Annotated in this window: 13 protein-coding genes and 2 pseudogenes; 13 read left to right on the top strand and 2 right to left on the bottom strand. The window is 58.7% G+C overall.

What is annotated here, in order from left to right; genetic code table 11:
- Positions 1 to 701: 701 nt before the first annotated feature.
- The 4 genes from DEQ67_RS16055 to DEQ67_RS16040 all read left to right on the top strand — a co-directional run bounded on the left by DEQ67_RS16055 (position 702) and on the right by DEQ67_RS16040 (position 4465).
- Positions 702 to 1940: an orc1/cdc6 family replication initiation protein gene (locus DEQ67_RS16055; RefSeq protein WP_115862171.1), complete on the top strand. Its 1239-nt coding sequence runs from the start codon at positions 702 to 704 to the stop codon at positions 1938 to 1940.
- Positions 1941 to 2702: 762 nt separating this feature from the next.
- Complete coding sequence (locus DEQ67_RS16050; protein ID WP_199519442.1) at positions 2703 to 3143, top strand: hypothetical protein; 441 nt, start codon at positions 2703 to 2705, stop codon at positions 3141 to 3143.
- Between the two features lie 384 nt (positions 3144 to 3527).
- Positions 3528 to 3896, top strand: a complete 369-nt coding sequence (locus DEQ67_RS16045; RefSeq protein WP_115803448.1) for a hypothetical protein — start codon at positions 3528 to 3530, stop codon at positions 3894 to 3896.
- The gene (locus DEQ67_RS16040; RefSeq protein WP_115803447.1) at positions 3893 to 4465 is read left to right on the top strand and encodes a hypothetical protein; all 573 of its coding nucleotides are present in this window, start codon (positions 3893 to 3895) and stop codon (positions 4463 to 4465) included. The genes DEQ67_RS16045 and DEQ67_RS16040 overlap by 4 nt, the downstream gene beginning before the upstream one ends.
- Positions 4466 to 4799: 334 nt before the next feature.
- Here the strand turns inward: DEQ67_RS16040 and DEQ67_RS16035 are convergent.
- Positions 4800 to 4925 (bottom strand): annotated as a pseudogene (locus DEQ67_RS16035) (HTR-like protein); the annotation flags it as partial.
- A 969-nt stretch (positions 4926 to 5894) separates the two neighbouring features.
- Here DEQ67_RS16035 and DEQ67_RS16030 point away from each other — a divergent pair.
- The 9 genes and pseudogenes from DEQ67_RS16030 to DEQ67_RS15990 all read left to right on the top strand — a co-directional run.
- Positions 5895 to 6128 (top strand): annotated as a pseudogene (locus tag DEQ67_RS16030) (hypothetical protein); the annotation flags it as partial.
- Positions 6129 to 6187: 59 nt separating this feature from the next.
- On the top strand, positions 6188 to 6739 hold the full coding sequence (locus tag DEQ67_RS16025; RefSeq protein WP_424020185.1) for a PQQ-binding-like beta-propeller repeat protein: 552 nt from the start codon (positions 6188 to 6190) through the stop codon (positions 6737 to 6739).
- Between the two features lie 25 nt (positions 6740 to 6764).
- Positions 6765 to 7193 (top strand): CopG family ribbon-helix-helix protein, encoded by a 429-nt coding sequence (locus tag DEQ67_RS16020; protein ID WP_115803446.1) that lies wholly within the window; start codon positions 6765 to 6767, stop codon positions 7191 to 7193.
- Between the two features lie 353 nt (positions 7194 to 7546).
- Positions 7547 to 8572: an ABC transporter substrate-binding protein gene (locus DEQ67_RS16015; RefSeq protein ID WP_199506001.1), complete on the top strand. Its 1026-nt coding sequence runs from the start codon at positions 7547 to 7549 to the stop codon at positions 8570 to 8572.
- Positions 8572 to 9267, top strand: coding sequence for an energy-coupling factor ABC transporter permease (locus DEQ67_RS16010; protein ID WP_115803444.1), 696 nt, complete (start codon positions 8572 to 8574; stop codon positions 9265 to 9267). The genes DEQ67_RS16015 and DEQ67_RS16010 overlap by 1 nt, the downstream gene beginning before the upstream one ends.
- Positions 9267 to 9590 (top strand): hypothetical protein, encoded by a 324-nt coding sequence (locus tag DEQ67_RS16005; protein WP_058567855.1) that lies wholly within the window; start codon positions 9267 to 9269, stop codon positions 9588 to 9590. Before DEQ67_RS16010 ends, DEQ67_RS16005 begins: the two co-directional genes overlap by 1 nt.
- A gap of 3 nt (positions 9591 to 9593) precedes the next feature.
- Entirely contained in the window at positions 9594 to 10406 is an 813-nt protein-coding gene (locus tag DEQ67_RS16000) for an energy-coupling factor transporter transmembrane component T family protein (protein WP_058567856.1), read from the top strand.
- A 68-nt stretch (positions 10407 to 10474) separates the two neighbouring features.
- A complete protein-coding gene (locus DEQ67_RS15995; RefSeq protein WP_199180626.1) occupies positions 10475 to 11275 on the top strand; it encodes an energy-coupling factor ABC transporter ATP-binding protein in 801 nt (266 codons plus the stop codon).
- A gap of 166 nt (positions 11276 to 11441) precedes the next feature.
- Positions 11442 to 11831, top strand: a complete 390-nt coding sequence (locus DEQ67_RS15990; RefSeq protein WP_058567858.1) for a CopG family ribbon-helix-helix protein — start codon at positions 11442 to 11444, stop codon at positions 11829 to 11831.
- A 7-nt stretch (positions 11832 to 11838) separates the two neighbouring features.
- Here the strand turns inward: DEQ67_RS15990 and DEQ67_RS15985 are convergent, their stop codons facing one another.
- The gene (locus tag DEQ67_RS15985) at positions 11839 to 12249 is read right to left on the bottom strand and encodes a CopG family ribbon-helix-helix protein (protein WP_058567859.1); all 411 of its coding nucleotides are present in this window, start codon (positions 12247 to 12249) and stop codon (positions 11839 to 11841) included.
- Positions 12250 to 12307: the final 58 nt, after the last annotated feature.

Here is a 12307-nt window from a genome sequence, read left to right as displayed (position 1 = left end):
GGCAATCTCGTCTCATCAGCTCGTCGAACACGAGTAGAAGTCGATACTACTCACGGTTGGCCATTAACCAACGAGTGAACAGTATACCCCTCCACGTTGGTTAACTTATCCAGATTGTCTGACGAGTGTCAGATCCCACCATTTCCACTAATACACTTACACGGTGAGGGCTAGCGGCTCTAGTCACCCACTCTCCCCCCACTATTTCCAGTAAAGCTAGTGACGAAGGTCCCCCGAACTCTCGAGTTGCTTTCTTTCACTAGAACAAACCGCAACAGTAACCGCGCTCTAGCTCTCCTACGGACTAGCTCAAACGCTATTAATATAAACTTTTCTCTAGTTTAGAGTTGCTTCTCACTAGGTGGCTCTCTTTCGTGGTGGTTTACTGGAAATAGTGGGGAGGGGGTGTTCCGTCATTCTCGTCAGCTGTTACCCTCCGCAGTCTATCGGTTCGTGTTCTGACCGAGTATACTGGAAACAGTGGGGGGTCTATCGAGTATATAAAGAAACGCTTACTGGAAATACTGGAACCCTGTGGTCTGTCTCAGTCGTGACTCACTACCTGGAGTTACCGCAAATTACTGGAAACGACGGGGCCGATATCGAATAGTGGAACTCACGCCCCATGGCGGTTATACTGGAAATAGCGGAAACGGTGGTCGAAACAGTTATGATTCTAGCCTGAATCAGTCGAGGACAATATGACTCCCCGATTTCAGCCAGACGATACGCTGTACAAACGGCGGAATACACTCAAAGTCGAGTACGTTCCAGACGACATCGTCGGGCGGGACAACGAGATCGAGGAGTACGAAGCGGCCCTGCAGCCGATCATCAACGGTGAGTACCCCGACAACATCTTCATCTACGGCAAGACTGGCGTCGGCAAGACCGCTGTAACGAACTTCCTCCTGAACGAGCTCTTGGATTCGGCGGAACATTTCGAAGTTGACCTCTCTGTCATCTCGCTCAACTGCGACGGTCTCAGCACGAGCTACCAGGCGGCGATTAGTCTGGTGAACAACCTCCGAGAGCCCGAACACCACATCGCCGAAACCGGCCATCCCCAATCCAAGGTCTATCGTCTTCTCTGGGATGAACTCAACAAGCTCTCGGGGACCGTGATCATCGTTCTCGACGAGATCGACCACATCACGGACGACACGTTCCTCTACCAGATCACCCGTGCCGACAACAACGGATACATCGACAACATCCAGCTCGGCCTCATCGGGATCAGTAACGACTCGACGTTCCGAGAGCAGCTCGATGCGAAGGTTCAGTCGTCGCTGTGTGAAACCGAGATTTCGTTCCCCCCGTACGGTACAGAAGAGCTCCAGAAGGTCCTCGAACAGCGGGCAGACATCGCGTTCCACCAGAGCGCGCTCGAAGAGGGCGTGATTCCGCTGTGTGCTGCCCTCGGTCGCCAGGATGGTGGTGACGCCCGACGAGCGATAACCCTTCTTCGGAAGGCGGGTGATCTGGCACGCACCGAGAACGCGGAGTCGGTGACGACTGACCACGTCGAACGCGCCCAGGAGAAACTCGAGGCACAGCAGAGCATGGACATTATGCGCGACCTCACCGAACACGAGCAACTCACACTCTACGCGCTGACCACGCTCGCTGCCGAGGAGTCTACGCCGGCGCGGTCCCGGGTCGTCTACCAGCGCTACAAAGAGCTCTGTGAGTATCGTGGCCGAGACCCCCGTACGGCTCGCCGAATGCGTAGCTTCTTGTCTGACTTCGAGATTCTCAATCTCACGCTCTCGCAGATGGAACACCGTGGTCAGGATGGGGGTACATATCGTGAGCATGAACTCAATCGCGATATCGCGACCGTCGTCGACGCCCTACAGACGATTATTAGCGACTTCGGAGCCCACCGGAGCATTCTCGAGTATCTTCCCGACTCTGGCGAAGAGTTCACTACGATCTGAACCTCCCCACCTAGTTTAGTGGTGTTTAGTGATTCATCCGCTCGTGACCATACTTTGAACTACTGCACGTACTGCAGACAGCGCACGGAGAGTCGGTTATTCACGACTTGCCGGCACGTGTCTGTTCGACTGGTGGTGTTTAGCAAGAGGAGATAACCCACGATGTTGTTCTGATTTTATGTTCACTAGTTGTGCTCATTAGTTGTGTTCACTACTGAAGAAGCGATCGGGCCCCATGAATCGGTCTTGGATGGGGCGTGGACGGGGCAACCGATCTGGGAGTGTCGGGTGTGTGGCTCGGCTCGCTACGGATCCAGTCTCGAGTAGCGCCAGTGCTGAGCGTCGATTAACCAACAACTTGTGAGTAGCGTCGAGGTTCGTTTGGTTAAGACCGCGAACTCCTGCAAGCCCGACGCCAGTCTCGATGGGGCGTCTTTCCGCACCGGCGAGCGGTGAGGCGCTTCCGATGGAGCAAGAGTTCAAGCAAGGCTACCGGATGCATATGCTTTCTGCACAGGTGAGAGATGCAGAGCTTCGCTCTTCATCTCCGTATGGCGTCTAGTCGATTGGTCATGAAGACATAACCCGGATGATAGAGCACTGTCTGTGCAACCTCCGCATTCTGTGCATCATTCACTAAGTGGTGTAAAGACGGTTCGGTAACAGGGATGTACTGGACGCAAGTCTGTTAATCGACCGTAAGAAGTCATCTATGCCCCATTCACAAAAGAACTACATTGGTCTAGAGAGGATTCGAGGGTGATGAAGCGAGCTATTCCGATATTGGTTCTTCTGGTTTTCTTTGCCGGATGTATGTCTGGCGCTGGAGCCCCGACGGGCGAACGGTGTGACATTTCGTTCGAGGAAGTCGCGTCTAGTTCGGTTGTCGAGATCACCCAGGCCGTCGAAAATGATGGAGCATTGGAGGTCTCCTACGAAGCAAATCAGATCGTGAGCACGGTTGAGTTGGTCGCAAGTGGTCAGGTAGTAGAGACGAATCAAACGGTGCCGGAGGGAACTCACGTGATCTCGGTACCTACCGAGCAACTTGAGAACGGAACTGTCACCCTACGCGCTAGCAATCCTGAAAACCAAACTATCGCCGAGTACCGGATAATTTACTGTCGAGGGGATTCCGCTCGTGTCTCACCGGACGGTGTTGACGTCATCATCGAGGACGAATCGCAGTCCGTCGGCGAATAACGACTTGTGGTTCCAAGACAGGGATTGTTCCTGAAAGCCCTCGGCCGCTTGACGCCCCGCGACCACGTGAGACTGCGTCTCGCTTGCTCCCGTTCGCTTCGTCGCCGGCGCAGAGCGCCGGCTTCCAGCGGGACTAAAGGTCACGCACGACTCACGAGGACGCCGCTGCGCGCCTCACCCCCTGCGGTGCCTTCCGGTTCCCCCTGAGGACTAGCGAGCGCTTCGCTCTCACGTCGCTTGCGGATCCCGGCGAGCATCTCGTTCGTGAAACCGTGTCGCAGTAACCGTTGCCCGGCCCGTTCAAACGGTGTTCCCCTACCGATGTGCAAGTTCTGCACATCCGACGAAACCGTTATGGATCTATGTGCAGAATTTGCACATAGAATGAGCGCGAGTGACAAACCCCGACGGGTCCACTTCCAGTCGCCCGAGTACCTTGTCGACCGACTCGACGCGATTGCGGCACTCTTCGACAAGGACCGGACAGACCTCCTCGTCGAAGCGATCCGCGAGTACATCGAAGACACTGCCGACAGCGAAACGTTCCAAGAACTTGTGGCAACGAAGTACTACGACGACCAGCTTGAGTTCGAGACGGTCAAGCAGTTGGTCGGCGCTGAAACCGCCCAACGGCTCCGCTTGCTCAAGGCAGACCTCGAGGGCGAGCCATTCGATCTCGCTGCGCCCACTGACGTCGACATCTACGGCGACGACGCGACGACGGTCGAGACTGGTGACGGCGACGAGCGATGAGCAGGCTGCGACTGCGGACAGTCGTCGCCGACACGAGTGCGCTGGTCAGTCTCGCCGTCCCACGAGCCGACGCTGCCTACGGCACCGACACGGCTCCGGATCCCCTCCAGTATCTGCTCACCTCGTGTGACGTGTTCGTGCCGCCAGAAGTCGTTGCAGAGCTCCGTGACATCACGCAGTATCAGGACATCCACGCCGCGGCTGCGAACAACGTCCTCGCCGCTCGCACCCACTACACAGTCGAGGATCCGTACGAACGCGACGAGACGCCGGACGCCCGGCCAACGTTCGGCCTCGACGACGGCGAAACCGACGGTATCGTTCTCGCGAACGCCCTCAACGTCGATGGATTTCTCACTGACGAGTTCGGCGGGACGAACTTTCCGCTGATTCACGCCGTGCTGCAGGGCCCGCGGATCGTCCCGACGCCGCGGCTCCTCGTAGATTACGCTCGAAACGGGCATATGAGCCACGAGGAAGCTGGAACGCTGATCACGACGATCAGCCCGCATCGGAGTTGGGAGAACAGCCCCTACGTCACGCAGTTGCTCCAACACCTCGACGCGTAACCGGTCTCCAAATGGGGACGCCGAAGTCCAGCGTCGGCGACGGTTCTTGAAAGCTCTCGGCCGTTCACGGGCGGCGTCGCCGCCCGTTAGCTCGGGAGAGCTTCGCTCTCCCGCTGCTCGGCATCCCGCGACCACGCGAGGCTGCGCCTCGCTTGCACCCGTTCGCTCCTGAAGACTCACTTCGCTCGTCTTCCGGCTCCCGCTCGCTACACTCGCGGGAACTCCGCCCACGAGAACCCCGCTGCACTCCTCGTGCCTGCGCTGCGGTACTTGCGGGGCCGGGAGACGTTCACGGCGCGAAGCGCCGTGTGCTCGGGAGACGTAGTCTCCCGGTGACCGAAGCGGCCGTTTCGACCCGAAACCGGTCGTGTTCCCGTTCGAGGAACGTCGCCGTCAGTTCGGTGAAGTCCTCGTCGTCGTCGACGTACAGGACGACCACCTCGTTCACTAACTCGCTCATATCTACTTCGCCTGAATGTTCGATAAGTAGATACTTAAGGATGGGCGCGGCCGGAGGGGAACGGCTCATCTCAACACCACGCGAGTGACATCCTCCTCGCCTAAAGCAGACCACGAGTGTACCAGACACGCGCTATTCAACAATCTTGAACGGTGCAGCGAGTGCGATACCTGCATCGTGTTCGGAGAAACCCCAGTAGATGAATCAGTACGTGGCTGGTTCGTGTGTTGTACACCGTTGGTACGGGCCTGAAAATTCGTTGGCGCGGAGTCTCATTTCCCACTGGAGTTCTTCACCAGGCGCTAGAATCCGTTGGGACGACGACCACTCGTGTTCTTCGGCTACACCGATGGAATTCCGCCACGTACCGTCCGGTCCTAACTGCTGAATCATATACCTAGATTTTCCGAGTGTGGTGAGTGAGTCAGCGGACTCGTTTGTGAGTCTCGCTATCAGTGTTCCACCAAGTGAAACCGATTGCGGGACCGTCAACGACGCATACCTCAGATAGTTCACTATTGACCGCTTTGTGAACGCGTCTCCGACATCACGATACCCCGGAGCACAGACTTGATCCTCGTTTCCTGTAACAACGCCGAGACACCCAGTGAGGGAAACTGTTCCGACTGAACTACTGAGCAAAAGTAGCCGACGACGTGAGAGTGGAGGGCTCATAGCAGAACCATCTGAACTCATAATTATATATTTTTACCACTACGCTTGCAAATACTCATTGCGTATGACGCGCCGGGGTTCAGCTTCGAAGCAACTGACGACCCCGACCGCTTCGTGGATACCCCCGAAATACGTATTTCCTGAGAGAATTAGCTGCCGTGCCCTCCCACACGCGCCGCCAACTCCTCACAGCCCTCGGTTCGACAGGTGTTGCGCTTGCTGGCTGTCTCTCGCCGTCTCGCCCCTCGGGAGACTTCGGAGACGTCGACGGAACGTGGCCGATGAGCGGTCGAAATCCCGGTCATACTCGACGGGTGGCATCAGGTCCGAGGGCCGAAGACAGTCTGGCAAACCGACCTCAGTCAGGTACGCGCTACTGAAACACCGGCAGTCAACGCCGGACGATTATACGTCCCCGTCGATGCGATTTCCGATACGGCACGCCATCGGTACCGGCTTCACTCGTTGAGCGCAGCGACAGGCGAGGAACGGTGGCAGGTGCCACTTCGCTCGGGGCCGAATGGGCCACCCGCAGTAGCTGGTGACCACATCGTCGTGACGGCTAAACGGGGCTCGAACAGGGTCGTATCGTCGCATTTCGGAAGCGGTACGGCGAGGAGGACTGGCTCGTCGACATCGACGCCCGCCTCACGGCGGCACCCACGATTGATGGTGGAACGGTCTACGTCCCCGATTGGAGCGGCCGGGTCCACGCACTATCGGTATGGGACGGGTCCGTGCAGTGGTCACAACAGATAGGCGCAGCGGATGGTGGACGAACGTTCACCGAACCGGTTGCCGTTCTCGGCGACACGTTCTACCTCGGTTCGCAGTCGGGGTCTACCGGCAACCGGGGAAGAGCGATGGACCACGACTCTAGGTGGCGTCAGTCGCGCCATCGTGACTCCAGCGGCGGTTTTCATGCCCGAATCGGACGGAACCGTGGTTGCACTTGGGGAGACGTAGGAGGACAGTCTAGTAGACAAGTGACAGTAGCTGAGACCGGGCTACTCAGCGCGGCAGAACAGTGCTGGTTGCGCTTTACCGGTGGCCGAAACTCGTGTCCGTTCCAAACGACGTTCGACGCTGTCTCGTCGGAACCCTTCATCATTCCATCCCAATCGAATAATAAGGTTTAATATTTAATGTCGGATTAGTTATTATATGGCTGTCGTTAGCGTCTCGATGCCGGAAGAACTACTTGAGCGAATCGACCAGTTTTCGGACGACCACGGATATACTGGCCGGAGCGAAGTGCTCCGAGAGGCGGGTCGAAACCTCCTCGGTGAGTTCGAGGACAAGAAACTCGAAGACCGCGAACTGATGGGCGTCGTAACCGTCGTCTTCGATTACGAGACAACGAGCGTCGAAGAGAAGATGATGCGACTTCGCCACGAGTACGAGGACATCGTTGCGTCGAACTTCCACAGCCATGTCGGCGGGCACCACTGTATGGAATTGTTCGTTCTCGAGGGATCGCTCGAAGATATCTCGACGTTCGTCGGGAAGATCAGAGCGACGAAAGACACGCTTACGATCGATTATTCGGTACTTCCGGTCGACGACTTCGGTCCGCTCGCGGATATGAGCTAACTTCGCTTTTCACGTTCGGATATTCCAGACTGACATCTCCGTCCGCTGTAGGCGGAGAAATAGCGACTATAGTCGGCTATCGTGGTTTGCAGCCCGATTCGTGTCTGAGAGTGGAGCCGATTCCAACCTCAGCCCTTCGAGTTTCTCGTGCCGGTGAGGTCCGAGATGAACGGTCAAACGGCCGTACACACCGGACGCGTCTCTCATACTGACTTACTTCTTCGACTCACCGTTCTCGCACTACGGACACCAGCGACTTCTTCAACGTTGACTCGACCATCGGGAACTAATATTAACGAAACATATCTAAATCATAGTTATTATTATACTCTGTTTTAAAATTAACAACAACGATGGTCGAACTCACGCGACGAAGATTGCTCCAGAAAGCGGGTGTAAGCACGGTCGCTGCGACGGGAATCGCTGGCTGTCTCGGTCAAAGTGGTGGGTCACTCGACTCTGTGACCGTCGCGTACGTCCCGATTTACCCGAACATACAACACTACGTGATGGAACAGGAGGGCTACTACGAGGAGGTTCCGGCGGAGGTCTCAATAGAGCGGTTCAGCTCCGGCCCCAGCGTCGTCAAGGCCTTCGCCAGCGGGGATGTCGACGTCGCGCTTTTCGGTATCACCCCTGCGATGGTTCTCGCCGACAAAGGGACCGACACCGGTATCCTCGCGGCAAATTCGAGAAACGGCTTCAAGGTCATGGGGACGACCGAACTAGCCGAGCTCTACGAACAGGAGGAGACAGCCACGTTCGAGCGCTTCGAGGAAGAACACGGTCGCAAGGTCCGGTTCGGTGCTCCGCCGGATGGGAGCGTCCCTGATATCGTGCTCCGGTACTGGATCCAAGAGGACCTCAACGTCGGTGAGATAGAGTCCGTCATCAACAAATCGAAGGTCCCACCGGCGAAGGCGGTCCAAACGATCCAATCGGGTGATATCGACGCGACTATCATCCAAGAGCCGTTCGCGACGATAATCGGCCAAGAGGACGGCTTCGAGGAACTCGTCTGGTCCGGTAACATCTTGGAGAACCATCCGGTTACGGTGCTGTTTGCGAACCAGCGAGTGATTGACGACAGCGAGGTCGCCCAGTCGCTGGTCGAACAGCACACGGCGGCGACCGAGTTCACGGCAAATTCGCCTGATGTGGCCGCTACCCACGCCGCGTCGGTGATTGGGTCCGGCGTGAGCGAACAACTGGCCACGAAAGCAATGGACTCCCAGGCATCTGCGTTCATCTCGGATCCCCACGCAATCACCGAGCAAACCGCGACGATGGGTGAGTTCGTCGCGAACGTCGGCAACATCGAGACACCGGTCGCGACCGAGGACCTGTTCGCGTTCAGCCCCTACGACGCAATCCAGTAATGAGCCTCCAGACCGACTCCAAATCCAGTGCGACCACGATGCCCCGTTTCGAGGGGGACGCGCAGAGATATCTGCGCGGACTCGGCGGGCTGACCGCGTTCCTCATCGTCTGGTGGATCGGCGCGATGATGACCCAGCCGTCGTATCTGGTTCCGGGGCCGGTCGCGTCGGTGCGCGCGTTCGTGGATCTGTTCGCAACCTCGACTGCGATTGTCGTCCCCGTTTTGGGGTCGGAGATGGTGCTTCCAACGGGGCTCGCACACCTCGCGGGACTCATCGCGCTGGTCGTGAACATCTTCTCGGCGGCGCTCGGACACGGTGCGGTCGGCCTGCTCGGTGCGAACACGCTCGTCAACGCTACTGAGGCTATCGTCGCCTACTACGCGTTTAAGGCGCTGATGGGAATGGACTGGGATGTCTTCCCCGCCAGCGCTAGCGCCGCGACACTCGGCCTGTCGGCAGGAGCGGTCCTGATGGGCGCGATCATCGTCATCAGCGGCGTGAACGGGAGTGCGCTCCCCCGGGGCGACCTGACAATCGCCGTCGCCGGCCTCGTCGGACTCAACCTCGGCGTCGCTGTCATCGAAGGTATCCTGACGGGCTTCGTCGTCCAGTTCCTCGCGTCGGTCCGTCCCGATCTCGTCGGCCTCACCGACCAAGAGACTCGTGAGGAGTCAACCGGGGTGACCGCGTGATGCAGCGCTGGCAACAGTACGGGGGCCTCCTCGGTCTGCTCGCGGTCTGTTTCGCAGCCGGGCTCTGGGGGTTCACTTCGACCGGCGGCGCGCTCCCGTGGGCCAAGCGGTCCGCGAAGGCGCTCCAACGTGGAGTGCAGGAGGGCGGCGGCGCACTCGTCGACTTCGGTCGCGGCATCGTCGTCGCCGGGCCGATTCGGAAGGGCGGGATGATGCTCGAATTCGGGGGACTCGTCGCCCTGTTGTTCGTCCTCGGCATCGGACTGTACGTCTACGTCGACCGCTACGGCGGCTTCGGCGAAGAGGGACGCTCGGCACAGTAACTCGTGACGACGCTCTCGAACCACGTTCCCGACCCGCGGCTCATCACGGCGTTCGCCGAGCGGCGGGATGGGCCGCTCCACCGCGTCAATCCGTGGACCAAGGTGGGAATCGTCGGCGCACTCGTCCTCGCGGTCACTGTGTTCGACCACGTTGTACTCCTCGCTGGACTGTACGGTGTGGTCCTCGCCGCCTACGGGTTAGCGGGGCTTCCGTACCGCCGCTTAGCGGGCTGGTACACGCTTCCGCTCCTGTTTATCGTCTCGGTCGCCGGCCCGTTGGCGTTCCTCGAGCCGGGCACGCCGATTGGCGGTGCGCTCTCGACGCCGGTCGGTGAACTCTCAGTCACGTGGTCGGGTCTCGTACTCCTCTGTGAACTCAGTTTCCGGTCACTGACAGTCGTGACGTTCACGCTGGCGGCGTCGATGACGACGAAGTACACCGCGGTTGCGTACATGCTCGGACGCTTGCTCCCCCGACCAATTGACCAGGTCGCGCTCCTCACCTATCGGTTCACGTTCGTCATGGTCGAGACGCTCGAAGACCTGGTGAAAGCCGTGCTCACCCGGGGTGCGAATCTCTCGGAGTTCTGGTCGAACAGGCGACTGTACGCGAGAATCCTCGGGATGACGATGCTGTCGGCCATCGAGCAGTCCGAACGGCTCGTCAAATCGATGGAAGCCCGCGGCTACGACGGCGACATCACGCTGTACGGCGACGTCTCGCGGCCGCCCCTTCGCGAGCTACTTGTCGTGGTCGGTTCGTACGCGGTTGTCGTCGGGTATGCGGCTGTCTCGGTCACCGGGGTGGGACTGTGACTCACGCTGAGACGCCACTTGTCGACCTCCGGTGTGAGGCGCATACGTATCCGGACGGAACCGTCGGCATGCACGACGTCGAGTTTAGCGTCTTCCCCGGCGAGATCGTCGCGCTCGTCGGCGGCAACGGCGCGGGGAAATCGACGCTCCTCGAACACCTGAACGCCACGCTCGTCCCCGACGATGGCGAACTGGTCGTCGGCGGCACACCAATCAGCGAAGACAACAAAACACGCGCGCGAAAGGAAGTCGGCTTCGTCTTCCAGGACGCCGATACGCAACTCGTCGCACCCACGGTCCTCGATGACGTGATGTTCGGCCTCCAAAACTACGGCGTCCCCACTGACGAAGCGAAACAGCGCGCTCGCGAGGCGCTCGAAACGGTCGAGGCGGGTCACCTCGAAGACCGGATTCCGCACTACTTGAGCGGCGGCGAGAAACGCCTCGTCGGTCTCGCTGGCGTGCTCGTCCTCGAACCGAGCGTCGTCGTGCTGGACGAACCGCTCGCGGGCCTGGACCCGGAGCGGTCGCGACTGGTCGCCGAGCGGGTCCAGAAGATTCACGCGGATGGCATCAGCGTCGTCCTCTCGACGCACGACCTCGACTTTGCCGCCGAGGTCGCCGACCGCGTCTGCGTGATGACCGACGGCAACGTCGTTGGGGGCGGAACCCCGAGCGAAGTATTCTACGACGACGCGCTGTTGGCGGAAGCGAACCTGCACCCGCCGAGTGCGGTTCGCGTGGCCCGCGATGCGGGGCTGGCGTCGGCGCAGCCAGTAACGGAAGCGGAGCTCGTGTCTCTTCTGACGGAAGTTGACAACTTGGACGCTACACGGACTCCCGCTCCTGATGGCCGCGGGCGCGACTGAGCGCCTTCGTCGGTCTATTGCCGAGTCGTACTCTTCGGCCTACCGCGTTGGTCCCGACGAACTCGACTGTTTGTCGCGCCGTCGGAACTGCTACGGCACTGAATATATTATTATATTGGATTACTTTACTAGCAATTCATATGTCTGAATAGCAGATTAATATTTGATGCGCACGAGCTTCAACGTCTCCGACGACCTCCTTTCCAACTTTGACGTGACGTGGCAAGCAGAGGGATTGGATTCGCGTTCGCGCGGCGTCCGCGAAGCGATGCAGGAGTACATTGAGCGACACACCAGGTTGGAAGACGTCGAAGGCGAGGTGGTCGTTATCATCGCCTTCGACTACGAACACGAAGCGGTTATCGAGGACATCCACAATGTACAACACCAATATCAGGATGTCATTACGGCCACGAACCATATTCACGAAGGAGAGTGGTGTCTTGAGACACTTTTCTGTCGAGGGATTGCAGGACGTGTCCGCGAACTCACGTATCGATTGCGCGATTTCGACGCGGTGAATCGGGTCAAACTGCTGCATCTCGCCAAACGCTGAGCGTCGCTCACGATCGGGGCGGGTGGTTGTGGTGTTCTTCGCCGAGCGACGTGAGCGAGTAATCCACGGCCCGCACATCCGATACCACTCGAACGGAGTTCACGAACTCAGCGAGGGCCTCCGGACTCCCTTCCAAGACGAACAGTTCCATACAGTATCGGTTCCCGAGGTGTGCGTGGGTGGTCGCGGTGACGGCGGAGCCGTTGTCGTGTCGTATCTCTGCGAGGTGCTGTTGAACCGTGGAGTGACGACATTCGAAGGCGACGATCACCGTTCCTACGTACGGCCCCCCGTCGCGCGCTCCTCCGTCAAATTCTTCGAGTAACATCCGCGCTCCTTCGCGCACGACCTCGCTCCGACCGCTGTACTCGTGTTCGTCGGCGAACTCGCTGATGCGGTCGAGCAACGCCTCCGGCATAGAGATACTAACGACGCTCATATACTAAAAAAGTCTCACTTATTATTAATTTCTGTTA

Source organism: Haloferax sp. Atlit-48N (assembly GCF_003383015.2).
Taxonomy (GTDB): Archaea; Halobacteriota; Halobacteria; order Halobacteriales; family Haloferacaceae; genus Haloferax; species Haloferax volcanii.
The sequence above is the reverse complement of the archived record's forward strand: the minus strand, read 5'-3'. Positions and strand labels throughout refer to the sequence as shown.